This is a genomic window from Myxococcus dinghuensis, assembly GCF_024198235.1.
Classification (GTDB): domain Bacteria; phylum Myxococcota; class Myxococcia; order Myxococcales; family Myxococcaceae; genus Myxococcus; species Myxococcus dinghuensis.
The window spans coordinates 72,008-98,830 of the sequence record NZ_JAKCFB010000029.1; the positions used below are offsets into that span (position 1 = coordinate 72,008).

Genomic DNA, 26,823 nt, shown 5'->3' on the forward strand with positions numbered 1-26,823 from the left:
TCAGCCGCCGTGCACGGGCGTCGCGTCCCCCACCGGCGCCGTCACCGTGCGCTGCCAGGTGAGGCGGAACGTGGCCGCCGTGCCGTCGAAGGCCACGGGCTGGATGTCCACCGTCCCCGCGCCGGCCGAGCGCATCGTCTCCGCGAGGAAGCCCGCGGCGAAGTACGGGTCGTCCGCCAGCACGTCCTTCATCCACAGCGTGGCGGCGCCTTCCGTGGACTCTTCCATGCGCACCTCGTTGAAGTTGTTCCCCGCCCTCACGTTGTAGGGCACCCGCTCCAGCGTGCGGCGCGGCCCCAGGCGCGTGACGAGCGCCAGGCTGGCGCGCCCCACCGCCGTCTGTCGGAAGCCCTGGAGGTAGCGCGCGCCCAGCGCCAGCCACGCCTCCTTCGGCGGCAGCGCCGGGAACACGTCCCGCACCGCCACCCGGAGGAACGCGCGCCACTGCTCCAGCGAATACGCCGGTCGCAGCGGCTCCGACAGGTCCAGCCCCACCGCCTTGAGGCGCTGGCGCCCCTCGCGGGTGAGATACGGGCCCAGGGCGCGCACGAAGAGCGCTTCCACGGACTGCGCGAAGATGAGCTTCTCGGGGGACATGACCAGTAGGTGGCAACGCCCCCCCGGAATGGCGACCCGGAGAACGGTGCGAACGTCAACCAGTCATCATCTCGGCAGGCGCAGGGTGAAGGTCGTCCCCTGGTGCGCCGAGGAGTCCGCTGTCACCTCGCCGCCGTGGGCGAGGAGGATTTGTCGGGTGATGTAGAGCCCCAGCCCCAGTCCGGAGGGGGGTCCCACCTCGGTCTGCACGGCGCGCGAGCCCCGACGCCACGCGGAGAACACGTGCCGCAGCTCGTCGGCCGGAATCGGCGGACCCACGTTGTGGATGTTCAACACCACCTCCCGCGCCGTCCCCTCCCCCCACAGCCGCACCGCCGAGTCCGCCGGGCTGTACTTCAGCGCGTTCACCAGCAGGTTGCTGAACGCCTGCTCCAGCCGATCCATGTCCCACGCCCCGCGCCCGTCACCCACCACCTCCAGCGTCAGCACGCGCCCGGGGTGGCTCGCGCGCATCTCCTCCACGGCCCGCCGCGCCACGTCGAACACGTCGCACGCGTCCCGCACCACCGGCACGCCGCCGCCCAGACGCGAGCGGGCGAAGTCCAGGAGCTGGCGGATCATCCGGTCCATGCGCTCGGCGCTGGTGAGGATGCGCGTGGTGAGCGCCGCCTGCCGCTCGTCCAGGCCTCCCTTGCGCTTGAGCTGCTGCGCGGACATGGACAGCGCGTTGAGCGGATTGCGCAGGTCGTGCCCGAGCATGCCGATGAACTGCTCGCGGAACTCCTCCGCGCTGCGCTCCTCGGAGATGTCGCGGGACCAGGCCATCAACGCCGCCACGCGCCCGTCCGGCTCCAGCGCCGGGGACAGCGTGTAGTCGAAGTGCCGGAGCCCCTTCTCGCCGGGCAGGGAGATGGTGCCGCGCTGCACCTGGCCGGTGCTCAGCGCCTGCTCCACCGCGCGCGCATAGGGCGCCAGCGCGGGGTCCATCGCCTCGCGCTCCGCCAACGTCGCGCCCGGCTGGTGCAGGCCCTGGTCTCCCCGCGCCTCGTGGGCCGCGTGGTTGGCGAACAGCAACCGCCCCGTCGCGTCGTAGAGCGCGATGGGGTCCGCGGCGGACGACATCGCCAGCTCCAGGAGCCGGCGCTGGCGCTCCACCTCGCGCGACAGCGTGAGGACCTCGTGCTCGGCCCGCCGCAGCCGCAGGAGCGCGTGCACCTGGGCCACCAGCTCCTCCGGGTCCGCCGGCGCCACCAGGTAGCCATCCGCGCCATGCGCCAGGCCCTCCGCCCGGTCGCCCGGCCCCACGGCCTGTGCGGACAGGTGCAGCACGAGGACACCTCGCGTGCGCGGCGACGTCTTCAGCAGCCGACAGACCTCCAGCCCGCTGACGTCCGGCAACCGCACGTCGAGGATGACCAGGTCCGTCTGCTCGTCCGCCAGCGCCAGCGTCTCCCGGCCGGAGCCCGCCTCCACCACGTCGAAGCCCGCGAGCCGCAGCACGCGAGACGTCAGATAGCGACTGGCGACGTCATCGTTGACGTTGAGGATTCGCGGGGGCGGAGAACTCATGACGGGCCGGACCCTCTTCGTACCCGTGACTCACGCGTTGCGCCACCTTCATCCACTGACACGCGCCCCCTCAGGGGGCAGACAGACAGCCAGTGGAACCGGCGCCGGGATGGGGCTTCAGGACGCTCCCGGAACCGGACGATTCGCGATAGGGAGGGCCCATGCGTCCTCCCTGTCGTCCGCTGCCCGCGGATGGCCGCTTCCTGCAGGCCATCGCCCCTACGCCTCTCGTGCCCGTCCGACTGGACCCGGAGGGGCCCACCATCTGGTGCAAGCTGGAGTTCCTCAACCCCAGCGGCTCCACCAAGGACCGCATCGCGCGGTACATGCTGGAGAAGGCCTGGCGGCTGGGAGAGCTGTGCCCGGGCGGTGAGGTGGTGGAGGCCTCGAGCGGGTCCACCAGCATCGCCCTGGCGCTGGCCAGCGCGCAGATGGGGGTGCGCTTCACCGCGGTGATGCCGGAGGGTGTCACCGACGAGCGCGTGCTCACCATCCGCGCCTACGGGGGCGACGTCGTGCTCGTGCCCCGCTCCGAGGGCATGCGCGGCACCATCCAGAAGGCGGAGGAGCTGACGCGCGAGCGCAAGGCGTTCGCCCCCCGCCAGTTCGAGAACCCGGACAACGCCGAGGCGCACCGGGTGTGGACGGGACAGGAGATCCTCTCCCAGATTCCGGGCGGCCTCGTGCACGGCGTCGTCAGCGGCGTGGGCACCGGCGGCACCGTGGTGGGCCTGTACCAGGCGTTCGCGGAGGCCGGCTGTCCGGTGACGGCGTTCATCGCGCGCCCCATCGCGGGCCTGGGCTGCGACATCGAATGCTGCAGCTTCAGCCCCCGCGTGCCGGGCGTGGTGGACGGCATGTCGAAGCTGTACCGCGAGGCGGACATGCCGGGCCGCGTGGAGCTGGACGTGTCGGACGACGCCGCGATGAACACCGCGCGCGCGCTCATCCGCCGGGGCTTCCCGGTGGGCCCGTCCTCGGGGCTCAACTACGTGGCCGCCGTGGAGGCGGCGAAGCGGCTGGGCCCCGGCGCCCAGGTGGTGACGGTGTTCCCCGACCGCATGGAGCGCTACTTCTCCACCGAGCTCATCCAGCCCCGCCCCGTGCCCGCTCGCGGCGCGGCGTAGGGCCCCTCACGCGTCGACCTTCCGGGCAAGCCGGGCACCGGTACTTCACGGATGACGGGCCTCCGGGTGCACGGTGTCCGGAGGCATGCTAGAAGCCCCTCCCGTGCTGCTGCGCATCTGGCTGTGCCTCAGCCTGCTGCTGTTCGCTCCGACGGGAGGTGGCCTGCTCACGGTCATCGCCGGCGCGACGGACACCGTGTGCACGCAGCAATGCCAGGACGATGACGAGCAGGGGAAGTGCGCCCCGGACTGCGCGGACTGCACCTGCTGCGGTCACGTGCGCTCCGTCGCCGCGCCCACGACCCCGCCCCTGATGCTGACGGACGATGCTCGACGCGCGCCCGTCGCGTACGACGAGGACACCCCGCCTTCGGTCGACACGGACGACATCCTCCACGTCCCCATAGCGCTCCTCGCGTAGGCCCCAGCTCCCTCTTCTTCGCGAGTGACTCCAGGCGAGACGTGGTTCGCGCACAGCGCGCGCGAACACGCCCCGGCGCGACGCTCGCATCCCTTTCGCGAGGTCATCTTCCGTGTTCCATCCTTCCGCGACGGCGGCCCTCGGGCTCGCCGCCGTCCTCCTCTGGCCATGTGCGGGCATGGCCGCATCCGAGTTGTCCTTCCAGGAAGCCCTGGCCCTGGCCCGCCAGCGCGCCCCCGCGCTGCTGGATGCCGCGGGCCGCGTCGCGGAGGCGGAGGGCGCCGTCGCGGGCGCCGCGCCCCTCCTGCGCGAGAACCCGACCCTCAGCGCCGAGGTGGGCCCCCGCTCCGTCGAGAACGGGGCGCGGCGGGGCGTGCAGTACGCCTTCGGGCTCGTCCAACCCTTCGAGCTGGGCGGCAAGCAGGGCGCCCGGAGGGAGGCGGCGCGCGCGGGTCTGGCGAAGCAGGGCGCGGACCGGCTCGACACGGAGCGCCAGGTGCTGGGCGACGTGGGCGAGGCCTTCCTGCGGGCCGTGTATGCCCGGGAGTTCACCCGGCTGATGCAACGGACCGAGGAGACCGCGCGCGAGCTGTCCCGGTCCACGCGGCAGCGCTTCGATGCCGGTGACGTGCCCGTGGTGGACGCCAACGTCGCGCGGGTGGCGCTGGCGCGCGCCCAGGCGGCCGTCGTCGCGGCCCGGGGCGAGGAGGCCGCGCTGCTGGACGAGCTGCGCGCGCGACTCGGCATCCCCGCCGGGGAGCCGCTCGCGGTGCGTGGCGTCATGACGGAGCTCGCGGCGCTGCCGGTGCCCGCCGCCACCGACGTCGCGGAGCGCGCGGACCTCGTCGCCCTGGAGGCGGAGCTGGCGCAGGCCGAGGCCGAGCTGCGCCTGGGCCGGAGCGAGCGGCTGCCCGACCTGAGCGTGGGCGTCCGCTACGAGCAGGAGGTGGACGAGTCCGCGCTGCTGGGCACGCTCAGCCTTCCCCTGCCCCTCTTCTCCCGGGGACAGGAAGCCCGCGTGGCGGGCACGGCGCGCGTGAACCGACTGCGCACCGCGCTGGAGGCCGCGCGCCGCACGCGCGACCTCCAGGTCCAGGCGGCGACGACGCGGGACCGCCAGCGCCACGAGGCGATGGAGCTGCTGGAGCGCGACGCCGGGCCGCTGCTCGACGAGAACGAGACGCTCGCGCGCAAATCCTATGAAGCCGGGGAGATGGACCTCGCGGGGCTCCTCCTCGTCCGCCGTGAAACCCTCGAGACGCGCGTGGCGCTGCTCGACAGCCACCTCGACGCCGCGCTCGCCCGCGTGCGGCTCGCCGTCGAGCTGGGAGTCCTTCCATGAGAACCGCCACCACCGTCCTCGCCACCCTCCTCCTCCTGTCCGCGTGTCGGAAGGAGAAGGCCGAACACGCCGACGAGCACGGGCACGACGAGGCCTCCGAGCAGAAGGGGCACGACGAGGGCCACGACGCCTCCCATGTCCACATCGCCCCGGAGATGCTGCGCGACCTGCGCGTCACCACCACCCCCGCGTCCGCGCGGCCGGGCGGCGACAGCGTCACCGCGCTGGGCGAGCTGACCTTCAGCGAGGACGCCTACGCGGAGGTCGCCGCGCCCATCCCCGCGCGGGTGGGCGCCGTCTACGTCACCACCGGCCAGCAGGTGAAGGAAGGCGAGAAGCTGGCCGAGCTGCACAGCCCCGAGCTGGGCAAGGCGCGCGCGGCGCTCCAGGCCGCGTCCGCCCGCGCCGGCGTCGCGCGCCAGGGGGTCGAGCGCAAGCGCGCCCTCGCCGCCGAGCGCATCGTCGCCCAGAAGGACGTTCAGGCCGCGGAGGTGGAGGCCGCCGCCGCGGAGGCGGAGCTGGCGGGCGCCCGCGCGGAGCTGGCCGCGCTGGGCGGCGGCGAGGACACGTCCCGAGCAGGCGCGGGCTTCGTCCTGCGCGCCCCCCTCCACGGCACCATCATCGAGCGCGACGCGCGCATGGGGCAGATGGCCGACCCGAGCAAGCCCCTGTTCCGCGTGGGCGACCTGGGCTCGCTGTGGCTCATCGTCCACGCCTTCGAGCGCGACGCCGTGCGCATCCAGCCCCAGGCCGAGGCGCGCGTCACCTTCGCCGCGTTCCCCGGCCGCGAGTTCTCCGCGCGCGTGGGCCACGTGGGCCAGCGCGTGGACGCGGCCTCGCGCACCATCTCCGTGCGCCTGGTGCTCGAGAACCGCGACGGCCTGCTCAAGCCGGGCATGTCCGCCACCGCCTCCATCCCGCTGGGCGGGACGGACGGCACCATCACCACCGTCCCCGCCGCGGCGCTCCAGCGCCTGGAGAACGGCTGGGTGGCCTTCCTGCCCACGGGCGAGCGCGGCTCGTTCGAGCGGCGCGAGGTGGGCCGGGGCCGCACGCTCGGCGACCACGTGGAGGTGCTCTCCGGCTTGAAGGTCGGCGAGCAGGTGGTGGTCGACGGCGCCTTCCTCCTCAAGGCCGAAGTCGAGAAGTCCGCGGGCGGAGGGGACGACCATGGCCACTGACACGACCTCGTCGTCGCTCGTCGGTCGCATCCTGCGCACGTCCTTCTCCCGGCCGGGCCTCACCGTCGTACTCGCCCTGGCGCTCTCCGCCTTCGGCGCGGTGGCGCTCCACGGCCTGCGCCGCGACGTCTTCCCGGACCTGTCCGCGCCCATCTTCAACGTCATCGTCCAGAACCCGGCCATGGGCGCCGAGGAGCTGGAGACGGCGGTGGCCATGCCCATGGAGGTGGCGCTCGCGGGCCTGCCGGACGTGCGCCGCATCCGCTCGACGTCGCAGCTGGGCGTCACCCAGGTGACGGTGGAGTTCGAGCCGGACGCGGACTACTTCCGCAGCCGTCAGTACGTCGCCGAGCGCGTGTCCCAGGCCCAGGGCGAGCTGCCCCCGGGCACGGACGCGCCGCTCGTCTCCAGCCTCACCGGCCGCCTCAACGAGGTCTTCGAGTTCACGCTGGAGGCGGAGCCCGGCTCGGCGGACCTGATGACCTTGCGCGACCTGGCCGAGTTCGAGGTGAAGAACCGGCTGCTCGCCGTGCCCGGCGTGGCCGGCGTCGAGCGGCTCGGTGGATACCTGCGCCAGTTCCAGGTGCTGCTGGACCCGGACCAGATGGTGGCGCGCGGCATCACCCTGGACGAGGTGGAGCACGCGCTGGACGGCGCCAACCTCAACACCTCCGGCGGCTTCGTGGTGCAGGGGCCCATGGAGTGGTCGGTGCGCGCCGTGGGCCGCGCGCAGACGGTGGAGGACCTGAGCAGCACGGTGGTCGCCCTGCGCGACGACACGCCCGTGCTGCTGGGCGACGTGGCCGACGTGCGCGAAGCCCCCGCCCTGCGCCGGGGCATCGCCCACCGCCTCAAGGGCGAGGTGGTGAGCTGCCGCGTCATCAAGCAGTTCGGCGCGGACACACAGAAGGTGGCCCAGGGCGTGCGCGAGGCGCTCACGGAGCTGGACCAGTCCATGCCCAAGGGCGTCCAGCTCCGCGTCGTCTACGACCAGTCGGAGCTGGTGGACGCGGCGCTGGGCGGCGTCAGCCGCGCCATCCTCCTGGGCGCGCTGCTCGTGGTGCTGGTGCTCTTCGTCCTCCTGGGCGACTGGCGCGCCGCGCTCATCGTCACGCTCACCCTGCCCCTGTCGCTGGCGCTGGCGGGCATCCTCCTGAAGGTCGCGGGCATCGGCATCAACACGATGACGCTGGGAGGATTGGCCATCGCCGTGGGCCTCCTGGTGGACGCGGCCATCATCGTCACCGAGAACATCATCCACGACCTGCGCGAGGGGAAGGGCCGCAGGTCCGTGCGGGAGGAGGCGCTCGCCGCGTCGCTGGAGGTGGGGCGCCCCATCGCCTTCGCCACCCTCATCGTCGTGGCCGTCTTCATCCCGCTGTTCGCGATGACGGGCATCGAGGGCCGCATGTACCAGCCGCTCGCCGCCGCCGTGGTGGCGTGCCTGGCGGCGTCACTGGCGCTGGCGCTCACGCTCGTGCCCGTGGCGTCCGCCCTGCTGCTGCGCGCCCCGCGTCCGGACCAACCGGAGGACGTGTGGCTCATCCGCAAGGTGAAGGGCGCCTACGCGCCGCTGCTCGACGCGTGCATGCGCAGGGCGGGGCTGGTGCGGCTGGTGGCGCTCGCCATCACCGTGCCCGCGCTGGGGCTGGCCTTCGCGGTGGGCAGCGACTTCATGCCCCGCCTGGACGAGGGCGCCTTCCTCCTCCAGACGGTGCTCCCCCCCGAGGCGTCGCTGGAGGAGGTGGACCGCCTCAACCACCTGGTGGAGGACGTGCTGCTGGGCTTCCCGGAGGTGGACGACGTCGTGCGCCGCACCGGCCGCGCCGAGCGCACCGAGGACCCGATGCCGCACACCATCTCCGACGTGCTCGTGGTCCTCGAGAAGGACCGGGGACGGAGCCTGGAGAAGCTCGAGTCGGACATGCGCGCGGCGGTGGCGAAGGTGCCGGGCGTCACCGCGCTGTTCACCACGCCGCTGGGCATGCGCATCGACGAGGGCCTGGGCGGCAGCCCTGCGGACATCTCCGTGCGCATCTTCGGCCCAGAGCTGGAGACGCTCGCGGGGCTGGGCGAGAAGGCGCGCGACCTCATCTCCCAGGTGGACGGCGTGGAGGACCTGCGCGTGGAGAAGCTCAGCGGCCTGCCCCAGTTGCGCATCACCGTGAACCGCGCCGCGGTGGCGCGCGTGGGGCTGACGCCCGGCGACGTCATCCGCGCGGTGCGCGTGGGCCTGGTGGGCGAGGAGTCCTCGCAGGTGTGGAAGGGCCAGCGGCGGCACGACCTGGTGTTGCGGCTGGCGGACCACAAGCGCGGCGACCTCCAGGCGCTGCGCAACCTGCTGGTGGACGGACACGACGGCTCGCGCATCCCCCTGAGCCAGTTGGCGGACATCGAGGAGACCTTCGGCGCGGGCAGCGTGCGGCGCGAGGCCGGCAGCCGGAGGCTCGCGGTGGAGGCGAGCGTCTCCGGCAGGGACCTGGGCAGCACCGCCGAGGAGATCCGCAAGCGCCTGGCGACGGACCTGAAGCTGCCCACCGGCTACTTCGTCGACGTGGGCGGACGCGTGGAGAGCCAGCAGCGCGCCGCGCAGTCGCTGACGATGGCCATCGCCGTCGCCATCCTCGCGGTGTTCATCCTGCTGTACCTCGCGCTCGACTCCGTGGCCGAGGCGCTCGTCATCCTCGCCACCCTCCCCGACGCCTTCGTGGGCGGCATCCTCGCGCTGCTCATCGCCGGGGAGACGTGGAATGTCTCCAGCCTCGTCGGCCTCATCGGCCTGTTCGGCATCGCGGTGCAGAACGGCCTGGTGCTCGTGTCACAGACCAAGGACCTGCTCGCGCGGGGCCATTCGTTCGACGACGCAGTGCGTGAGGCGAGCCTGGGTCGCGTACGTCCCAAGCTGATGACCGCGGGCACCGCCATCCTCGGCCTGTTGCCCCTGCTCGTGCTGCCGCTGCACGGCACCGAAATCGAGCGTCCGCTCGCCGTCGTCATGGTCGGCGGTCTCGTGACATCGACACTTTTCACCCTGCTTGTGTTGCCGACCTTTTACGCATTCGTTCATGGCGTCAGAGCGCGGATCAGGCAGAAGTGGGCCACCCGGGGTGCTCCAACACCCTGAAAAGTGAGAAAGGTGCTCCAGGGCTTGGGTCGGCAACTTCCGACCTGGAGCACCGATAATCCCGGGTATTTCGTACTTACCTATCCCAAGGGATGGCCATGAGCGTTCGACTTCCCTCTTCCACGACCACTCCCCGCCTGACCGCGACCAAGACGACGAAGGCCGCGGCGGCCACGACCGTCACCGCGCCTCCCGCGGGGCTCAGCAAGGGCGACACCGGCCCCAAGGTGAAGCAGCTCCAGGACGCGCTGGTGAAGCTGGGCTACCTGACGAAGGCGCAGGCCGCGACGGGCCCGGGGACGTTCGGCGCGCAGACCGAAGCGGCGGTGAAGAAGTTCCAGGCGGACAAGAAGCTGCCGACGACGGGCTACTACGGGGACCAGACGTACGCGGCGCTGAAGAAGGCGCTGTCCGGCACGACGACGCCTCCCACGCAGCCGCCGGGCAAGTTCGACAAGCCGGCCGTCGTCAGCGCGCCCTCGCCGAACTACGACGAGCGCGAGGGCACGGACATCGACACCATCGTCCTGCACCACACGGCGTCCAACGACGGCAAGGCCGACCTGTCGTGGATGCGCAACCCGAAGAGCGAGGTCTCCGCGCACTACATGGTGGACCGCGACGGGAAGATCTACCAGCTCGTGGGTGACGACAAGCGCGCGTGGCACGCGGGCAAGAGCGAGCTGCACGGCGTTCCGACGGACGTGAACGCGCGCTCCATCGGCATCGAGATCGTCAACGACGGCAGCGGCAAGACGGCCTTCACGGAGGCGCAGTACAAGGCGCTGACGCAGCTCACCGGCTACCTGATGCAGAAGTACGACGTGCCGGCGAAGAACCTGGTGGGCCACGCGGACGTCGCGGTGCCCAAGGGCCGCAAGAACGACCCCGCGCCGAACTTCGACTGGAACCGGCTGCGCAAGGGCATCGGCATCTCCTGAGCCTGAGCCGAGCCGTCACGCGACGAAGGCGTGGCGCGGGTCGAGTGCCTGGACCCGGCGCTCCCCGCGCTACGTGTTTCGAGGCGGAGCGCGCCCGCCAATCACCTGGAAGCGCTCGTAGGCACGCAGCAGCGTCTCCAGGTGCTCGGGGACATCCAGGTCCAGCGGCGCCTGCGTGAGCTGGACCACCCACCCATCCGTCGCCGTGCGCCTGGACCGCGAAAGCCACTCCGCGTCCCGCGTCGCGTCCGGGAACCCGAGCGCCCTCGCCGTGGCCGCGGACCAGAAGTTGATCCACCCGAGGTGGTGGGGAATCACCGGCGAGGTGAGGTCGTCGGCGCGAAGGAGCCTTGGCAGCCCCAAGGGAACTGGACTGGAGCGACCGCGCTGCGAGGCAATCACCTCGGCCGCACGCGATGGAGTCGCATGCGCCCAGAACGCACGGGCTGCCTCGGAGAGGCCCTCGACCACATCCATCACCCGATGGATGTTCGCGGGCGGCAATGAGAGCTCCGCATGGAGCTGGAGTTGAGGTTGTCCACCGAGGGACGCCGCCGCAGGCTTCTCCCAGCCCGAGAGCGTCACAGGGCGGTCTTCATCTCCATTGCAGAGGAGCGGGAATGCCCCGTCCACCAACCGCTCCATCAGCCAGGCATCACGCCCTGATAGAGGTCGAAGAGCACCCTCATCGGAGACCTCCCAATCCAGCCGCACTCCGGGAATCGAAGCCTCCACCGCATGGACGAGCTTCAGGACCCGCCCATCCCCACGAACGAGCGTGGGAGCGAAGCCGACGAAGACGAGTGTTGTCCGACTGGAATCCATCTCAGCACCCAGTGACCACGATATCGAGGTCGGCGTCCAGGACGAGGAGCGCGGCACGGTGGGCTTCGCTGCTGACGCCTACCCGGAAGCCATAGCCACACCCCAGCGCGATCGCGCGCTCCCGCTGCAGCTCCGGGACCTGGGTGTCCACCACCTTGGCGCGAAGGAATCGGGAGTACCCATCGAACCGGTCGGTCTTGATCTCCCACAGCACGTTCGCGCCGACCTGGAGGGCATCGAAGCGCTTGCCGTGGACGAGCACATCCTTCCCGGGGAACCGGTTCGGAGGGAACGCATCCGCGCACCGGTCATGCACGGCATCACCCCCACTGTGCGGCACCCATTGGAGCGCGCATTCAGGACGGCGCGACGCCTCCACCGGCGGCGGCGGGTTCGTGCGCGCGCCCTGTCCATCTCTCGCGGGCCGGGGCTCGGGCTCCTCCGAGGAGGCCGCCATCCCATCACCCTCTCGTACCACCGAGGGCTGCTTCGTCGCGGACTCCGGATGGATCACCAGCGGGACGGGAGGCGCCAGTCCAATGGGTGCTGGCAGCACGATCGGCTTCGGCGCGACGAGTGGCCCCAAAGGAATCGCGATCTGATCTCGCGGCGCCGAGGATGAACACCCACCGAGCAGCCACAGCCATGCGACGACCTGTCCCGACCGCATTCGTCCCCCAGCGCCTGGGTGCCTCGTCGGGAACATCGCACACGTTCACGCGGGGGGTGTCGCCACGGCTCGGCCCCGGCCCCCGTGCGCCCCTGAACACCTCCGCGCCGCTCGTCCCATCACAGTGTGATGACCTCGGTTACACCCAGGGCGCCCACTCCCGGGGGAACGTGAAGCCCGTTCCCTCGTGGGTTCGCGGGGTTGGAGGCCATTGCGCCCTGGCGCGGGGCTTGCTCAACAGCCACGCGTCTCGAGGGCCACCCTCACGGCCCCCCTTTCGAGGTCCACCATGCGTTCCCTCCCCTGTGTCCTCGCGAGCCTCTTCACGCTCGCGGCCTGCGCCTCCGAGCCGAAGCGCCTCCCTCCCGCCCTGGACCCGTCGAGCCCCGAGGCCCCCGAGGCCCCCGAGGCCCCGCTCGCCGCCCTCCCGAGCACCCTCGCCTCCGCGGACTCGCACGCGCATCACGATGCCGCCTCCGAGCCCTCGACCCAGAAGGGCGACGACGCGGGCACGACCGTCTACACCTGCCCCATGGACCCCGAGGTCCGCTCGAGCACCGAGGGCCGCTGCCCCAAGTGCGGCATGAAGCTGGTGCCCGAGAAGAAGCCCCAGACGCCCCCCACGGGCCACGAGCAGCACGGCGGACACGGAGCCCACCCGTGAGACCACTCGCCCTCGCCGGCATGGCCCTGCTCGCCAGCGGCTGCGCCACCATCCAGAAGGAACGCGGCCACGCGGAGGTCGCCGCGCTCGTCGAGGAGCGCATCGGCCGCAAGACGCGCTGGAACCAGGGCACGCCCGAGGACGCGGAGGTCTCCCGCCACCTCGACACGCTGCTCGCGGACGACCTCTCCTCCGACCACGCGGTGGAGGTGGCCCTGCTCAACAACCCCGCGCTCCAGGCCACCTACGAGGACCTGGGCGTGTCCCAGGCCGACATGGTCCAGGCCGGCCTGCTCACCAACCCCACCCTCAGCGGCAGCATCGGCTTCCCCATCTCCAACGAGGGCGTCAGCGAGACGGAGTTCTCCCTGGTGCAGGAGTTCGTGGACCTCTTCACCCTGCCCCTGCGCAAGCGCGTGGCGAAGGAGCAGTTCATCGCCGACACGCTGCGCGTCGCGCACGAGGCCCTCGCCACCGCCGCCGAGGTGCGCAAGACGTACAGCCAGGTCCAGGCCCGCCAGCAGCTCGTCGAGCTGCGCCGCATGGTCCTCGTGGCCGCCGACTCCGCCGCCGAGCTGGCCACGCTCCAGTTCGGCGCGGGCAACATCACCGAGCTGGAGCTCGCCAACGAGCGCGCCGCCGCAGAGGAGGCCCGGCTCGACCTGGCCCAGGAGGAGCTGGCGCTCGTCGAGGACCGCGAACACCTCACCCGGCTGCTCGGACTGTGGGGACCACGCACGCAGTGGTCCATCACCCAGAAGCTCCCCGCGCCGCCCGACGAGGAGGTCCCGCTGGAGCACCTGGAGTCGCTCGCCATCCGCCAGCGGCTCGACATCGACGCGGCCCGCAAGCAGGTGGAGCTGCTGTGGAACGCGCTCGAGCTGAGCCGCAGCACGCGCTTCTTCGGCCGGGTCGAGGTGGGCGTCCACACGCACCGCGACGCCAACGGCCCCCGCCTGTTCGGCCCCACGCTGTCGCTCGACCTGCCCATCTTCGACCAGCGGCAGGCCGTCATCGCAAAGCTGGAGGCCCAGCATCGCCAGGGCGAGCGCCGCCTCACCGAGCTGTCCGTCAATGCCCGCTCGGAGGTACGCGCCGCGCGCGCGCGCCTGCTCACGCTCCGCGGCGTCGCCGAGCGCTACCGCCACGTCGTCCTCCCCCTGCGCGAGAAGGTCCTCTCGCAGACGCAGCTCCAGTACAACGCCATGCAGTTGGGCCTCTACGTGCTGCTCGAGGCGAAGCGCTCGCAGGTGACGGCGTGGCGCGCGTACATCGAAGCCGTCCGCGACTACTGGATGGCGCGCGCCGACCTGGAGCGGCTCGTCGGCGGCCGGCTCCCCTCCACCTCCGCCGAGACCGACACGGCTCCCGCCCTCCCCGCGGCCCCCGCGCCCACCACCGACCACGCGTCTCATCCCGGGCACGGCCCAGGAGTCTCCCCATGAGCCACCCCACCCATGACCCCGACACCCGGACGACCGAAGCACAGGAGCCCTCGACCGCTGCGGAGCACTCCGGCGCGATGAGCCGTCGCAGCATGCTCGCCACCGCGGGCGCCACGCTCGCGGGCGGTGCGTTGCTGCTGCGCGGCGGGGCCGCCCAGGCACAGCCCCAGCCGACGACGACACCTCGGCCGGTCGCCAGGAGCACCACGCGCAAGGACTGGCTCCCGCCCGGGATGCCGGGTCGCGACTACCAGCCGGTCATCGTCCCCAACGGCGCGAAGATGCCGTGGAAGGTGGTCGACGGCGTGAAGGTGTTCCACATGGTCGCCGAGGAGGTGGAGCACGAGTTCGCTCCGGGCCTGAAGGCCACCTGCTGGGGCTACAACGGCCACGTGCACGGCCCCGCCATCGAGGTGGTGGAGGGCGACCGCGTCCGCTTCTACGTCACCAACCGGCTGCCCGCGCCCACCACCGTCCACTGGCACGGGCTCATCCTGCCCAGCGGCATGGACGGCGTGGGCGGGCTCAACCAGAAGTCGATTCCGCCGGGGGAGACGTACCGCTACGAGTTCACCATCCGGCAGACCGGCACCGGCATGTACCACTCGCACCACGACGAGATGACGCAGATGGCGCTCGGCATGGTGGGGCTGTTCATCATGCACCCGCGCCGTCCGGTGGGCCCGCGCGTGGACCGCGACTTCGCGCTCATGCTGCACGAGTGGCGCATCGACCCGGGTGCGAAGCGTCCGGACCCGAACGAGATGACGGACTTCAACATCCTCACCTTCAACGCGAAGGCGTTCCCGGGCACCGAGCCGCTCGTGGTCCGCAAGGGGGACCGGGTGCGCATCCGCCTGGGCAACCTGAGCGCGATGGACCATCACCCCATCCACCTGCACGGCTTCCACTTCCGCGTGACCGAGACGGACGCGGGCCGCATCCCCGAGTCCGCGCAGCTCCCGGAGACCACCGTCCTCGTGCCCGTGGGTAGCACGCGCACGTTCGAGTTCGTCGCGGATGCCCCCGGCGACTGGGCCATGCACTGCCACATGACCCACCACGTGATGAACCAGATGGGCCACGAGCTGCCCAACCTCATCGGCGTGAAGCCGGGCGACCTGGACGCGAAGGTCCGCACGCTCCTGCCCGGCTACATGACCATGGGCCAGGAGGGCATGGGCGACATGGGGGACATGGGCATGGCGATGCCCGACAACTCCATCCCCATGACGGGGGCGAACGGGAAGTACGGCTACATCACCATGGGCGGCATGTTCACCATCCTCAAGGTGCGCGACCGGCTCGACGGCGAGGGCGACCCGGGCTGGTACGAGCCGCCGCCGGGGACGCTCGCGATGGAGGCCAGTCCCGATGAGCTGCGCCAGGACGGCATCGACGTGAAGTCCCCGCCCCGAGGCGAGCCCGGCTCACCGATGAGCACCCGCCGAGGCTGAGGCCCCTCATCGCGCCGGCTCCTCTCGACAGGGGGCCGGCCGCGAGGAGGCGGCGTCAACACACGCGCGTCATCACTTCAGTCGTCCGCAAGGCGTACGACACGGATGGACACGCGGCGCGGAGCACCCCTGCGCGTCGCGCCTGGGGACATCACCGTGAAGGCCCGGCTCAGGTGCGCATCTTCAACCGCGTCTCGTGCACGGCGTCGCCGACGGCGCCGGGCTTCTCCTTCTCGGCGGCGCGCAGCAGCCGCAGGATGCCGGGGCCGAGGACGTCGATCTCCGTGGACGCGTACTGCTCCGTGCCGAAGCGACGGATGGTCTCCGTCTGCGTCCGGAGGATGCGCGCGTCCTGGCTGAAGATGTGGAGCGCCACGGGCATCGCGACCGGGAGCACCGCCCGCAGGAGCCAGCGCGGCAGCGGCAGCCGGAAGGTCACCACCGCGTAGACCATCGTGTCGAAGTCGGACACGGGGGTCATCACCGAGGTGACCAGGATGTGGCTCCCCTCGCCAATCCGATACTCCACCTGCGCGATGGACGGCATCAGGAAGCGGTCGAAGTGCTGCACCACGCCGCCGCCCGGAGCCAGCAGCCGGCCCACCACGCCGCTGGGACGCGGCTCACCGATGTACTCGGCCTCCACGCGGTCCGCGCTGCGGCGCACGACGACTTCGATCTCGTTGCGCTTCTCCTCCGTGCGGAACAGGCCTCCATGCAGATAGGCCGTGTGCGGCACGTCCAGCGTGTTCTCCAGCGTGGCGTGCAGCGTCCCGGGCGCGCGGAGGACGCGACGCACCGTGGTGTACTCGCGCGCCTCGAGCAGCGGAAAGCGATAGGGCTCCGTCGTCGGCTCCACACCCGGCGTCGAGTAGACCCAGATGAAGCCATCCTGCTCGCGCGTCGCATGGGATGTCGCGCAGCGGGACCGGGCGCCAGGCTCGCCGAGGAACCCTGGGATGGCCCGACACTGGCCCCCCGTGTCGAAGCGCCAGCCGTGGTAACCGCACTGCAACTGTCCCTCCTTCACGCGCCCCAGCGACAGCGGCACGTTGCGGTGAGGACAGCGGTCCACCAGCGCCCCGGGCTTGCCGCCCTCGCCCCGGAAGAGCACGAGCGGCGTGCCCTGGAGCGTGCGCGCCAGCGGCTTGCTCCCCAACTCGCTGGACGCGCAGAGGATGAACCAGGCGTTCGGCAGGTGGACGACGGAGACATGTCCAGAGGACGCCCCGGGGGTGCGCGCTTCCTCGCGGGAATTCATGGAACACAGTCTAATGGCACCACTGCCCGGTGCACGTACTCCGCGATGCCCGGGCGCCTCCGGGGCAGGTGGCCACCACCGGCCCGACGTCCCCGGGACGCAAGGATTGCGCTCCGGCGAACATCCCCGTCCCTCCGTGAGCGGACGTGGCGGGTCGCCTCCCTCGACCACGCGCGATGCCGCGGCCGACTCCCCGAAGCCGCGAGGACGCCCCGCTCACCGAGGCGTGAGGCGCCCCCCACCGAGATGCGAGGACACCCCGCCCACCGTGGAGTGAGGCGCCCCCACCGAGATGCGAGGACGACATCCCTGCCCACCGTGGAGCGGGGCGCCCCCACCGAGATGCGAGGACTCCCCGCGCACCGTGGAGTGAGGCGCCCCCGCGCCGAGATGCGAGGACTCCCCGCCCACCGAGGAGTGAGGCGCCCCCCTGCCGAGATGCGAGGACTCCCCGCCCACCGTGGAGTGAGGCGCCCCCCTGCCGAGATGCGAGGACTCCCCGCGCACCGTGGAGTGAGGCGCCCCCGCGCCGAGATGCGAGGACTCCCCGCCCACCGAGGAGTGAGGCGCCCCCCTGCCGAGATGCGAGGACTCCCCGCCCACCGAGGAGTGAGGCGCCCCCGCGCCGAGATGCGAGGACTCCCCGCGCACCGTGGAGTGAGGCGCCCCCCTGCCGAGATGCGAGGACGACGTCCCTGCTCACGAGGAGGCGGGCCTACTCACCGATACGGTCCCACCGGACCACCCCCGCGCGAGCCCCCCACTCGCGCACGGAGGCCCGAGCCCGCGCCCTACAGCTTCAGCCGCCGCAGGCGCAGCGCGTTCACGATGACCGACACGGACGAGAGGCTCATCGCCGCGCTGGCGAAGATGGGGCTGAGCAGCAGGCCGAACACCGGATACAGCACGCCCGCCGCCACCGGAACGCCCAGCAGGTTGTAGACGAAGGCGAAGAAGAGGTTCTGCCGGATGTTGCGCAGCGTGCCCTCGCTCAACCGACGCGCCCGGACGATGCCCCGCAGGTCGCCCTTCACCAACGTGACGCCCGCGCTCTCCATCGCGATGTCCGTCCCCGTCCCCATGGCGATGCCCACGTCGGCCTGCGCGAGCGCCGGCGCGTCGTTCACCCCGTCACCCGCCATGGCCACCACGCGCCCCTCGACCTGGAGCCTGCGCACCGCGTCGCCCTTCGCGTCCGGGAGCACACCCGCGATGACCTCGGTGATTCCCAGCCGGCGCGCCACCGCCTCGGCCGTGGTGCGGCTGTCGCCCGTGAGCATCACCACCCGCAGCCCGTCCTGACGCAGCAGCGCCAGCGCCTCCGGCGTGGACGCCTTCACCGGGTCCTCCACGCCCAGCAGCCCCGCCAGACGCCCCTCCACCGCCACCAGCACCACCGTCTGCCCCTCGTGGCGCAGCGCCTCCGCCCGCTCGCCCAGCGCGGCGACGTCCACCCCGCGCGACTTCAACAGGGACACGTTGCCCAACGCGACCTCGACCTCGTCCACCCGCCCCACCACGCCCTGCCCCGTCACCGACTGGAAGTCCCGCACCGCCCCGAGCGTCGCGCCCCGGGCCTTCGCGCCCGCGACGATGGACTCCGCCAGCGGGTGCTCGCTGCCCCGCTCCAGGCTCGCGGCGAGCCGCAACAGCCGCGCCTCGTCGAACCCCTCCGCGGCGACCACCGACACCAGCCGCGGCTTGCCCTCGGTGAGGGTGCCCGTCTTGTCCACCACCAGCGTGTCCACCGCGGCCAACCGCTCCAGCGCGGCAGCGTCTCGGATGAGCACCCCCGCCTGCGCCCCACGCCCCGTGGCCACCATGATGGACATGGGCGTGGCCAACCCCAACGCGCACGGGCAGGCGATGATGAGCACCGCCACCGCGTTCACCAGCGCGTGCACGCCCCGCGGCTCCGGTCCCCACAACCCCCACACCACCGCCGTCACCAGCGCCACCGCGATGACCGCCGGCACGAAGATGCCCGCCACCTTGTCCGCCAGCCGCTGGATCGGCGCGCGCGTGCGCTGCGCCTCGCTCACCCGCTGGACGATGCGCGCGAGCAGCGTGTCCCGCCCCACGCGCTCGGCCCGCATCACCAGCGAGCCCGTCCCGTTCACCGTGCCGCCCGTCACCTTCTCGCCGCGCGCCTTCTCCACCGGCACCGGCTCGCCCGTCACCATGGACTCGTCCACCGCGCTCGTGCCTTCCAGCACCTCCCCATCCACGGGCACCTTCTCGCCCGGGCGCACGCGCAGGCGATCTCCCGGATGGACGTGCGCCAACGGCACGTCCTCCTCGTGTCCGTCCTCGCGGACGCGGCGCGCCACCGGCGGCGCCAGGCTCAGGAGCGACCGCAGCGCCCCCGACGTCGCGTGCCGCGCCCGCAGCTCCAGCACCTGCCCCAGCGCGACCAGCGTCACGATGACGGCGGCGGCCTCGAAGTACAGCGGCGCCGAGCCACCGTGCCCCGTGCGCAGCCCCTCCGGCAGCACGTGCGGGAAGAGCGTGGCGGCGACGCTGAAGGCATACGCCGCCCCCGTCCCCAGCGCGATGAGGGTGAACATGTTGAGGTGACGGTTGCGGACCGACGCCCAGCCGCGCTGGAAGAAGGGCCACCCCGCCCACAGCACCACGGGCGTGGCCAGCACGAGCTGCACCCAGGCCAGCACCGACGCGGACACCGCGTGCTGCACCGGCTGCCCGGGAATCATGTCCGACATGGCCAGGAGCAACAGGGGCACCGTGAAGACGAGCCCCACGCGGAAGCGCAGCCACATCGACTTCAGCTCGGGGTCCGGCACGTCCTCGGGCAGCACGGTGCGCGGCTCCAGCGCCATGCCGCAGAGGGGGCACGCCCCCGGGCCGTCGCGCACCACCTCCGGGTGCATGGGGCACACGTACTCGACGCGCGTCTCCGGGAGGGAGGGCGTCTCCGGCTCCAGCGCCATGCCGCACTTCGGGCAGGCCCCTGGCTCCGCCTGACGCACCTCCGGATCCATGGGGCAGACGTACATCGTGCCCGGCGCCGCGGGTGGGGCCGCCTCCTTCGCCTTCTCCTCGGCTGGAGCCAGGTAGCGCTCCGGGTCGGCGCGGAAGCGCTCCCGGCACTTCGGGTTGCAGAAGAAGTACACGCGCCCCGCGTGCTCCAGGCTGCCCCCCTTGGGGGCGCTCGGGTCGACCTTCATCCCGCAGACGGGGTCGATGGCGGGCGCCTCCCTGCTCGGAGTGGGAGGCGGCGTGGAGGAGGAGTGGGAGTGGGGGCTCGGGTGGATGTGGCGGGTCATGAGGCTTCGCGGCTCCTTTCCCCCGGGCCAACGAGGCACCCGGAAAACTCTTACAGGGGCTCTTCCCGAAGAGTGGGGGCCCCGGGACGCCACCGCCCGGGCCCCGGCCGCGAGGCCCGCCGCCACGCCTCCAGGCGGCCTACTTCGGCCGCTCGTTGTAGCCCGCGTCCCCATAGGGCTGGAGCCGGTCCAGCCACAGCGCCTCCAGCACCTGGAGCTCCGCCTTGAGGTCCACGCCCGGCTCCTCGGGCGGCTCCAGCACGTCCAGCACGTCGAACGAGAACTGGTCCGCGCCGTGGCGCCGCCAGTCCTCCAGCAACGCGGGGATGCGGGGCATGCCCGTCTCCAGCTCGAAGCGGATGCGGTTGAGCATGCCCGGCAGGTTGAGGCTGGCGCCGACCAGCACCTTCCCGTTGGCGCGGTTGCGCACGGCGTACACGCCCATGGGCGGGGGCTTCTCCTTGTAGCCACGCTTGAGCTCCGAGCGCCGGGAGCGGCCGCCGGAGGAGGACGAAGGGTCGGTCGAGGACATGGGTGACTTCCTGGTGAGGGGAGATGAAGGGGGTGCGTCGTCGGGCATGGAGCGCCGCAGCCGCTGCTCGAGGCGCGCGTGCGCCTCCACGTCGAGCGGCGCCAGCCAGTCGGGGCCCGCGAGCGCCCAGTCCGCGTCGGCCGGGTCCAACCCCAGCGCCGCGAGGAGCCCTCGCTCGCAGACGAAGAACTGCTCGCGGAACGGGAAGAGGTAGCCCCCTTCCGCCCGCAGCGAGGCGACGGCCTCCGCGTACGTGGTGAACCAGCGGTTGAGGGAGTTGCCACCCGCGCGGGAGAGCAGCCGCTCGAAGTCGACGGGCGACGACTCCCGCGCGCGCTTCAGCTCACCCCAGGAGGCATGCCCCTGCTCGCGCGCGATGACGGCGAGCACGTGCTTGCGCTGCACCGAGTCGCGGCGCGCGAGCACCTCGCCCAGGGGCAGTCCCGCGAAGACGGGCAGCGCGCGCAGCCGCTCCGCCGCCCGCGCCGCGCGCGTGGCGTCCGGCGAACCCAGCTCCTTCAGGAGCCGCGATGCCCGGACCTTGCACTCCTGGAGGGAGCTGGCTTCGGAGGTGTGCGAGACGGTTCCCATGAAAAGCCCTTCGTCGGCGGCCCCACCCGTGTCGCGGGCCGTGGAAGGAACTCATCGGAAACTGTCGGACCGCTGGGTGAAGCGAGGGTGACGTCGTCTTTTCGGGCAGGCGCCCCTCGGCACCTGCCGGGGAGATAGCGGCGGCACCCGGGGCGCGGCAAGCGCTTTCTGTCCACCCGCCGGGCGCCCCGTCGCCCGCCCGCTCAGGCCCCGGGCCGAGACCGGCAGGTGCAGTCCAGGCAGCCATGCGCCGCGCACGCCCCGCAGCTTCGCTCGAGCTGGTTCTTCAGCGCCTGTCGCGCCCGGTGCAGGCGCACCCCCGCGTTGTTGGGGGTGATGCCCGCCTCGCGCGCCACCTCCGGCACCGGGCGCGACTCCAGGTCCACCTGGCGCACCATCTCCGCGTACTCGGGCTTGAGCGTGGGCAGCAGCGCTCCCACGCACGCGCAGACCGTCCGCCGCAGCTCCGGGTCCTCGATGGGCTCCTGGGCCTCCTGGGCCTCGCGCGCCAGCGCCCTCCCCTCCGCCGCCTGCCGGCGGTAGTGGTCCACCAGGGCGTTGCGTAGCAGCCTGTAGAACCAGGCCACCGCGCCCTCCCCCTCCAGCGCGCCGCCCTTCTCCAACGACTTCACGAACGCGGACTGGAGCAGCTCCTCCGCGATCGCCTTGTCCCCAACCCGACGTTCCAGAAATGACAGAAATTGACGGTGATTCTCCACGAGCGCCCGCGTGACCGCGTCGCCGTCATCCCGCACCGCCTCCGCTCCGACCTGCGCCTCTCGACCCATTCCCCCCTCATATCCAGTCCGCGGCGAGGAGGCGCGCCCATCCCTCCGTCCGTGCGGGCGAAGCGGCGCCCCGTCCCCGGCACTCCGTCACGACCTCGTGACAAAGCCTCACTGCAATTGTTTGACATACCCACAATGGACAGACGAATTTCCAATGTCACGAATACGACACAACGTGCGTCAAAGATCACTGCATGTGAACACAACCCCGCGAACTCATTGGGCCTTTATTTACGACTTGGCGCGCAAAGAAACTTTTCCAGCTTTTGATCTGACAATTCCGACATTCGCTGCCCGGGGACTACCTGCCCCAGGGTCTCAAGGGGATGTCGCCAATGTCGAACAACCTGTCCGTGAGGACTTCGAGCCTCGCGCGTACCCAGACCATTTCGAATGACGCCGGCACGAAGGACCTCAATGCCATCCTCTCGCGCTACAAGCCCACGGGCGCCTCGCAGCGCACGGCGTCACAGGATGGGCTGACGGCGGGCGTCAACGCCTCCACGAAGATGGCGCAGACGGACGCGGCGCGGCTGAAGAAGTACGCGGCCGAGTTCGAGGCCGCGGGCAAGAAGTACGACCTGCCGCCCGCGCTGCTGGCCGCCATCGCCAGCCGCGAGTCGCGCGCGGGCGCGGCGCTGGACAGCCGGGGCCTGGGTGACAACGGCAACGGCTTCGGCCTGATGCAGGTGGACAAGCGCTATCACAAGCCCGAGGGCGGGCCGTACAGCGCCAACCACATCGACCAGGCGGCCGGCATCCTCAAGGGCTTCCTCAACGACGTGAAGAAGGCGCACCCGGACTGGTCGCCGGAGCAGCAGCTGCGCGGCGCGGTGGCGGCGTACAACTCCGGCCCGAAGAACGTCCGCACCATCCAGAACATGGACGTGGGCACCACGGGCAACGACTACTCGAACGACGTGTGGGCGCGCGCCCAGGCGCTGGCGAAGGACTTCGGCGGCACGACGACCAACACGGACCTGCCCGGCTCCGTGACGAAGCCCGGCAACACGCAGACCAACACGGTGAAGCCGGCCGCGCTGCCCAGGTTCAACGGCAAGTACACGGCGGCGCCCAGCCTTTCGGACGTGAAGGCCGGCAAGGCGGACCTGCACATCGGCCACCAGGGCGCCGCGGTGCGTGAGCTGCAGAAGAAGCTGGGCGTGGAGGCGGACGGCTTCTTCGGCCCCAAGACGCGCGCGGCGGTGCAGAAGTACCAGCTGGAGCACGGCCTCAAGCCCCCCCCCGGCAAGGAGGGCTTCGCGGGCGCCGACATGCTGAAGAAGCTCGGCATCACCAACAAGCCGGCCACCAAGCCCACGGGCGACAGCTTCGAGACCACCAACACGAAGCCGAAGCCGGGCACGACGCAGACCCAAACGGACAACACCACCAACAAGCCGGGCGCGGTGCTGGGCAACGGCGTCACCATCGACACCAACAACCCCACGCTCAAGAAGCTGGCCACGTCCCGGCTGGACAACGGCCCCACGGGCTACTGCGTGCAGACGACGCTCAACAACATGCGCCGGCTGGGCATCCCCAACACGCCGTCCGCCACGGGCAACGACCCGAACAACCCCCGCGGCGGCATGGCGCAGATGCTGCGCAACGGCTGGGAGTCCATCCCCTTCCCGGGCTCCAAGCAGAAGGCCATCAAGAGCCCGTACGGCAACGCGACCGCCAACGTCGTCACGGCCGACCAGTACCGCCAGCTCGTCAAGGAAGGGAAGGTGCCGGACGGCGCCATCATCTTCCAGACGCGCCACGGCTGGGACTACAGCGGCGGCTCCAAGGGCAACGACATGGGCGTCGTCCGCAACAACGGGAAGACCACCCACAACTACGCCGACATGAGCTCCATCATCTATTCGGACTGCAAGGAGGTCGCCATCCTGGTCCCGAAGGACGCCATCAAGCGCGACTGACGTCACGCGCGGATGACACGCGCACGGGGAGGTGGCACGCGCCGCCTTCCTCCACGCCGGGCGGCCGGGTGCCTTCGAGCCCCGCCGCCCGGTGTTCGTTTCCGGCCCCCCGGTGCGACGCGAGGTGCGAGTGATTGACAAGCCCCCGCACACCGTCTATCAGCCATCCCAGCATCCAGAGCGGTCCCGCTTCGGCGGTGGCCCGACAACCTGGAGTCGGACCTCCAAGGTGTCCAAACGATGCGGTTCTGAGAGCAGGTGCTCTCCGGGCAAACCAAGCGTCCGAAGCGAGGTCAGCCCCTCCGCTTCGGTGAGAGAGGACCTCCGTGGTTCCCACCGGCAACGCCGCATCCCTCGACGCCCCGCCCCGCCGTGACGCGCTCCGCGTCCGGGCCAGCGCTCGAATGCGCGGGCCCCGCCTCGCCATGGCCGCGCGAATGCGCTGGCTGATGCGCGCCGGCTAGGGCCCGCCTCCTCCCTCAATCCCTCTCCATTCCCTCTCCTCGGCGCGAAAGCACGCCGCGATTGCCAGACGTGTGTCCGGCGAACGCGCGCTCGCGCCCTCTCACGACTTCGGGGCGCCGTGGCGCTCCCGTTCGAGGTTCGCGACATGAGCAGCACGTCCTTCCGGGTGATGAAGTTCGGTGGTTCCTCCGTGGGCTCGCCCCGCCGGTTGCGGCAGGTCCTGGAGTTGATTGGCCTGCACGCGAAGGCGGGGCCCCTGGCCGTGGTCGTCTCCGCCATGGGCGACACGACGGACTGGCTGCTGGAGGCCGCGGAGCTGGCCACGCGCGGCGAGCTGGAGGAGGCCCTCACGGTGGTGGCGCGGGTGGCCCACCTGGCGAAGACGAACGCCACCGCGCTGCACCCCGCGCGGGGCACCCCGCTGGCGGCGCGCGTGGACCGGCTGCTCGCCCCGCTCCAGCAGCTGCTCCAGGGCATCAGCCTCACCCGCGAGTGCTCACCGGCCTCACGCGACAAGGTGCTCGCCTTCGGGGAGTGGGTGTCCTCCACGCTGCTGGCGGAGCTGCTGGAGGCCTCCGGCACCCCCGCGGCCTTCCGTGACGCGCGGCAGTTGTTGGTGACGGACGACACGTTCGGCAACGCGCGGGTGGACGTGGCGCGCACGCGCGAGCAGCTCCAGCGGCAGTCGGCCGGCTGGGGCGCCTCCGTGCCGGTCATCCCCGGCTTCATCGCCGCGACGGTGGACGGCCGCACCACCACGCTGGGCCGCAACGGCTCCGACTACACGGCGGCGCTCGTGGCCCAGGGCCTGGGGGCGAGCGAGGTGACGGTGTGGACGGACGTGCTGGGCCTGCACACCGCCGACCCGGACCTGGTGAGCGACGCGTACCCCGTGCCGCACCTCACGCACGGCGAGGGCCTGGAGCTGGCCGCGGTGGGCGTGCGCATGCTGCACCCGCGCACGATGATTCCGCTCATCGAGTCCGGCATCAGCCTGCGCATCCGCAACACCATGCACCCGGACCACCCGGGCACGCTCATCGACGCCATCGGCTCGCGGGACGGGCAGCGTCCCACCTGCATCGCCACGCGCGAGGACCTGGCCCTGCTGGGCATCGAGGTGCGCAAGCTGTCCGACCAGTTCCAGTTGGGCGAGCGGGCCCTGGCCGCGCTGCGCGCCTCCCGCGTCACGGTGTGGATGACGGCGCAGTCCGCCAACGGCCAGTCCCTCGCCGTCGTCGTGCCGCGTCCGGACGTGGAGCGCGCCCGCGCGGCGTTGGAGACGGAGCTGTCCCAGGAGCTGGCGCGGCGCGAGGTGGAGCCGCTGGGCGTGCGCCAGCCGGTGACGCTGCTGACGCTGGTGGCCGAGGCCATGGGCCAGGGCGTCAACGTGGCGGGGCGCTTCTTCAGCGCGCTGGGCGCGGTGGGGGTCGGCGTGCGCGCCAGCGCCCAGGGCGCCAGCTCCCGCTCCATCTCCTGCGTGGTGGACGCGGCCGACACCGCCATCGCGGTCCGCACGACCCACGCCGCGTTCAACCTCGCCCACCAGCAGGTGAGCCTGTTCCTGCTCGGCAAGGGCACCGTGGGCGGGCAGTTGCTCGCCCAACTGCGGGCGCAGCAGGACCTGCTGCGCGAGCGCCACGGCATCGCGTTGCGCGTGGTGGGCCTGGCCGACAGCCGGCACACGCTGTTCGAGCCCGCGGGGCTGTCGCTGGAGGGACTGGAGGAGCGGCTGGCGCGCGTCGACCGGGGCGAACCCGGGACGCGGACGCTCGTCCCGCTGCTGGACGAGCTGCGCCGGCTGCCCGTGCCCATCCTCGTGGACTGCACGGCGGCGGGCGACGTGGCCCCGCTCTACACGGAGGCGTTCCGCCGGGGCGTCCACGTGGTGGCCGCCAACAAGCTGCCCCTGGCCCTGCCCTGGGCGGAGCGCGAGGCGCTCGTCGCCGAGGCGCGGCGCAACCACGTCGCGTACCACTACGAGACGACGGTGGCTTCCAGCCTGCCCGTCATCGACACGCTCGCCAACCTGGTGCGCACCGGCGACACGGTGCGCCTCATCACCGCGTCGCTGTCCGGCAGCGTGGGCTACATCTGCAACGAGCTGATGGCGGGCGTGCCGCTGTCGGTGGCCGTGCGCGCGGCGAGGGACCGGGGCTTCACCGAGTCCGACCCGCGCGAGGACCTGAGCGGCGCCGACGTGGCGCGCAAGGCGCTCATCCTCGCCCGCGAGCTGGGGCTGCCCCTGTCGCTGTCGGACGTGGCGCTGGAGCCGTTCGTCCCCGCGTCGGCCCAGGCCGACGAGCCGACGGAGGCCTTCCTGCGGGGTCTGCGCGCGCTCGACGGGGAGTACGCGGAGAAGGTGGCGCACTGCCATCCGTCCGGCACCACGCTGCGCTACCTGGCGCGCATCGACCCGTCGAAGCTCGGCACCGGCACACCCGTCATCCGCGTGGGCCTGCACGCCGCCGAGGTGGGCCACCCCGCCGCGGACCTGCGCGGCTCCGAGTCCTTCGTGTCCTTCACCACCACGCGGCACAGCGACTTCCCGCTCACCGTCCGCGGCGCGGGCGCGGGAGGCGCGGTGACGGCCTCCGGCGTCCTGGCCGATATCCTGCGCGTCTCCCAGACCCTGAGGGGCCGCTGA

The 26,823-nt window shown here is 71.9% G+C and carries 19 protein-coding genes; 11 read left to right on the forward strand and 8 right to left on the reverse strand.

Annotated elements, in window-relative coordinates:
* Nucleotides 1-597 (reverse strand): DUF2378 family protein, encoded by a 597-nt coding sequence (locus LZ198_RS29980; protein WP_253975526.1) that lies wholly within the window; start codon nt 595-597, stop codon nt 1-3.
* Between the two features lie 66 nt (nt 598-663).
* Nucleotides 664-2,127, reverse strand: coding sequence for a sensor histidine kinase (locus tag LZ198_RS29985; RefSeq protein WP_253975527.1), 1,464 nt, complete (start codon nt 2,125-2,127; stop codon nt 664-666).
* Between the two features lie 161 nt (nt 2,128-2,288).
* On the opposite strand from LZ198_RS29985, the gene LZ198_RS29990 reads away from it, so the two are divergent.
* The 6 genes from LZ198_RS29990 to LZ198_RS30015 all read left to right on the forward strand — a co-directional run bounded on the left by LZ198_RS29990 (nt 2,289) and on the right by LZ198_RS30015 (nt 10,263).
* On the forward strand, nt 2,289-3,254 hold the full coding sequence (locus LZ198_RS29990) for a PLP-dependent cysteine synthase family protein (protein WP_253975528.1): 966 nt from the start codon (nt 2,289-2,291) through the stop codon (nt 3,252-3,254).
* 85 nt (nt 3,255-3,339) lie between these two features.
* On the forward strand, nt 3,340-3,675 hold the full coding sequence (locus LZ198_RS29995; protein ID WP_253975529.1) for a hypothetical protein: 336 nt from the start codon (nt 3,340-3,342) through the stop codon (nt 3,673-3,675).
* A 178-nt stretch (nt 3,676-3,853) separates the two neighbouring features.
* On the forward strand, nt 3,854-5,017 hold the full coding sequence (locus LZ198_RS30000; RefSeq protein WP_253975530.1) for a TolC family protein: 1,164 nt from the start codon (nt 3,854-3,856) through the stop codon (nt 5,015-5,017).
* Entirely contained in the window at nt 5,014-6,198 is a 1,185-nt protein-coding gene (locus tag LZ198_RS30005; protein ID WP_253975531.1) for an efflux RND transporter periplasmic adaptor subunit, read from the forward strand. The genes LZ198_RS30000 and LZ198_RS30005 overlap by 4 nt, the downstream gene beginning before the upstream one ends.
* On the forward strand, nt 6,188-9,322 hold the full coding sequence (locus LZ198_RS30010) for an efflux RND transporter permease subunit (protein WP_253975532.1): 3,135 nt from the start codon (nt 6,188-6,190) through the stop codon (nt 9,320-9,322). The genes LZ198_RS30005 and LZ198_RS30010 overlap by 11 nt, the downstream gene beginning before the upstream one ends.
* A gap of 98 nt (nt 9,323-9,420) precedes the next feature.
* Nucleotides 9,421-10,263 (forward strand): peptidoglycan recognition protein family protein, encoded by an 843-nt coding sequence (locus tag LZ198_RS30015; protein ID WP_253975533.1) that lies wholly within the window; start codon nt 9,421-9,423, stop codon nt 10,261-10,263.
* A gap of 69 nt (nt 10,264-10,332) precedes the next feature.
* On the opposite strand, the gene LZ198_RS30020 is transcribed toward LZ198_RS30015, so the two are convergent.
* Together LZ198_RS30020 and LZ198_RS30025 are read right to left on the reverse strand one after the other, a co-directional pair.
* Nucleotides 10,333-11,088, reverse strand: a complete 756-nt coding sequence (locus LZ198_RS30020) for a DUF5953 family protein (RefSeq protein WP_253975534.1) — start codon at nt 11,086-11,088, stop codon at nt 10,333-10,335.
* Nucleotide 11,089: 1 nt separating this feature from the next.
* Nucleotides 11,090-11,644 carry a DUF6310 domain-containing protein gene (locus LZ198_RS30025; RefSeq protein WP_253975535.1) on the reverse strand — a complete coding sequence of 185 codons (555 nt, stop codon included), beginning with the start codon at nt 11,642-11,644 and terminating at the stop codon, nt 11,090-11,092.
* 403 nt (nt 11,645-12,047) lie between these two features.
* Between LZ198_RS30025 and LZ198_RS30030 the strand changes: the two genes are divergently transcribed.
* The 3 genes from LZ198_RS30030 (at nt 12,048) to LZ198_RS30040 (ending at nt 15,324) form a co-directional block, all read left to right on the forward strand.
* Complete coding sequence (locus tag LZ198_RS30030; RefSeq protein WP_253975536.1) at nt 12,048-12,422, forward strand: heavy metal-binding domain-containing protein; 375 nt, start codon at nt 12,048-12,050, stop codon at nt 12,420-12,422.
* A complete protein-coding gene (locus LZ198_RS30035; protein WP_253975537.1) occupies nt 12,419-13,867 on the forward strand; it encodes a TolC family protein in 1,449 nt (482 codons plus the stop codon). Before LZ198_RS30030 ends, LZ198_RS30035 begins: the two co-directional genes overlap by 4 nt.
* Nucleotides 13,868-13,944: 77 nt before the next feature.
* Nucleotides 13,945-15,324, forward strand: a complete 1,380-nt coding sequence (locus LZ198_RS30040) for a multicopper oxidase family protein (protein WP_253975558.1) — start codon at nt 13,945-13,947, stop codon at nt 15,322-15,324.
* Between the two features lie 169 nt (nt 15,325-15,493).
* Here LZ198_RS30040 and LZ198_RS30045 read toward each other — a convergent pair whose 3' ends face one another.
* The 4 genes from LZ198_RS30045 to LZ198_RS30060 form a co-directional block, all read right to left on the reverse strand.
* Complete coding sequence (locus LZ198_RS30045) at nt 15,494-16,585, reverse strand: aromatic ring-hydroxylating oxygenase subunit alpha (protein WP_253975538.1); 1,092 nt, start codon at nt 16,583-16,585, stop codon at nt 15,494-15,496.
* A gap of 791 nt (nt 16,586-17,376) precedes the next feature.
* Complete coding sequence (locus LZ198_RS30050; RefSeq protein WP_253975539.1) at nt 17,377-19,872, reverse strand: heavy metal translocating P-type ATPase; 2,496 nt, start codon at nt 19,870-19,872, stop codon at nt 17,377-17,379.
* A gap of 139 nt (nt 19,873-20,011) precedes the next feature.
* Nucleotides 20,012-20,995 (reverse strand): GIY-YIG nuclease family protein, encoded by a 984-nt coding sequence (locus LZ198_RS30055; protein ID WP_253975540.1) that lies wholly within the window; start codon nt 20,993-20,995, stop codon nt 20,012-20,014.
* 203 nt (nt 20,996-21,198) lie between these two features.
* Complete coding sequence (locus LZ198_RS30060; protein ID WP_253975541.1) at nt 21,199-21,783, reverse strand: RNA polymerase sigma factor; 585 nt, start codon at nt 21,781-21,783, stop codon at nt 21,199-21,201.
* Nucleotides 21,784-22,118: 335 nt separating this feature from the next.
* On the opposite strand from LZ198_RS30060, the gene LZ198_RS30065 reads away from it, so the two are divergent.
* Nucleotides 22,119-23,711, forward strand: a complete 1,593-nt coding sequence (locus LZ198_RS30065; protein WP_253975542.1) for a transglycosylase SLT domain-containing protein — start codon at nt 22,119-22,121, stop codon at nt 23,709-23,711.
* A 610-nt stretch (nt 23,712-24,321) separates the two neighbouring features.
* The gene (thrA, locus tag LZ198_RS30070; protein ID WP_253975543.1) at nt 24,322-26,823 is read left to right on the forward strand and encodes a bifunctional aspartate kinase/homoserine dehydrogenase I; all 2,502 of its coding nucleotides are present in this window, start codon (nt 24,322-24,324) and stop codon (nt 26,821-26,823) included.

Coding starts and splice junctions, on each gene's coding strand:
- LZ198_RS30030 (WP_253975536.1), top strand. CDS start 12,048: ATGCGTTCCCTCCCCTGTGTCCTCGCGAGCCTCTTCACGCTCGCGGCC.
- LZ198_RS29995 (WP_253975529.1), top strand. CDS start 3,340: ATGCTAGAAGCCCCTCCCGTGCTGCTGCGCATCTGGCTGTGCCTCAGC.
- LZ198_RS30055 (WP_253975540.1), bottom strand. CDS start 20,995: ATGGGAACCGTCTCGCACACCTCCGAAGCCAGCTCCCTCCAGGAGTGC.
- LZ198_RS30050 (WP_253975539.1), bottom strand. CDS start 19,872: ATGACCCGCCACATCCACCCGAGCCCCCACTCCCACTCCTCCTCCACG.
- LZ198_RS29985 (WP_253975527.1), bottom strand. CDS start 2,127: ATGAGTTCTCCGCCCCCGCGAATCCTCAACGTCAACGATGACGTCGCC.
- LZ198_RS30015 (WP_253975533.1), top strand. CDS start 9,421: ATGAGCGTTCGACTTCCCTCTTCCACGACCACTCCCCGCCTGACCGCG.
- thrA (WP_253975543.1), top strand. CDS start 24,322: ATGAGCAGCACGTCCTTCCGGGTGATGAAGTTCGGTGGTTCCTCCGTG.
- LZ198_RS30040 (WP_253975558.1), top strand. CDS start 13,945: ATGAGCCGTCGCAGCATGCTCGCCACCGCGGGCGCCACGCTCGCGGGC.
- LZ198_RS30065 (WP_253975542.1), top strand. CDS start 22,119: ATGTCGAACAACCTGTCCGTGAGGACTTCGAGCCTCGCGCGTACCCAG.
- LZ198_RS29990 (WP_253975528.1), top strand. CDS start 2,289: ATGCGTCCTCCCTGTCGTCCGCTGCCCGCGGATGGCCGCTTCCTGCAG.
- LZ198_RS30060 (WP_253975541.1), bottom strand. CDS start 21,783: ATGGGTCGAGAGGCGCAGGTCGGAGCGGAGGCGGTGCGGGATGACGGC.
- LZ198_RS30045 (WP_253975538.1), bottom strand. CDS start 16,585: ATGAATTCCCGCGAGGAAGCGCGCACCCCCGGGGCGTCCTCTGGACAT.
- LZ198_RS29980 (WP_253975526.1), bottom strand. CDS start 597: ATGTCCCCCGAGAAGCTCATCTTCGCGCAGTCCGTGGAAGCGCTCTTC.
- LZ198_RS30010 (WP_253975532.1), top strand. CDS start 6,188: ATGGCCACTGACACGACCTCGTCGTCGCTCGTCGGTCGCATCCTGCGC.
- LZ198_RS30005 (WP_253975531.1), top strand. CDS start 5,014: ATGAGAACCGCCACCACCGTCCTCGCCACCCTCCTCCTCCTGTCCGCG.
- LZ198_RS30020 (WP_253975534.1), bottom strand. CDS start 11,088: ATGGATTCCAGTCGGACAACACTCGTCTTCGTCGGCTTCGCTCCCACG.
- LZ198_RS30000 (WP_253975530.1), top strand. CDS start 3,854: ATGGCCGCATCCGAGTTGTCCTTCCAGGAAGCCCTGGCCCTGGCCCGC.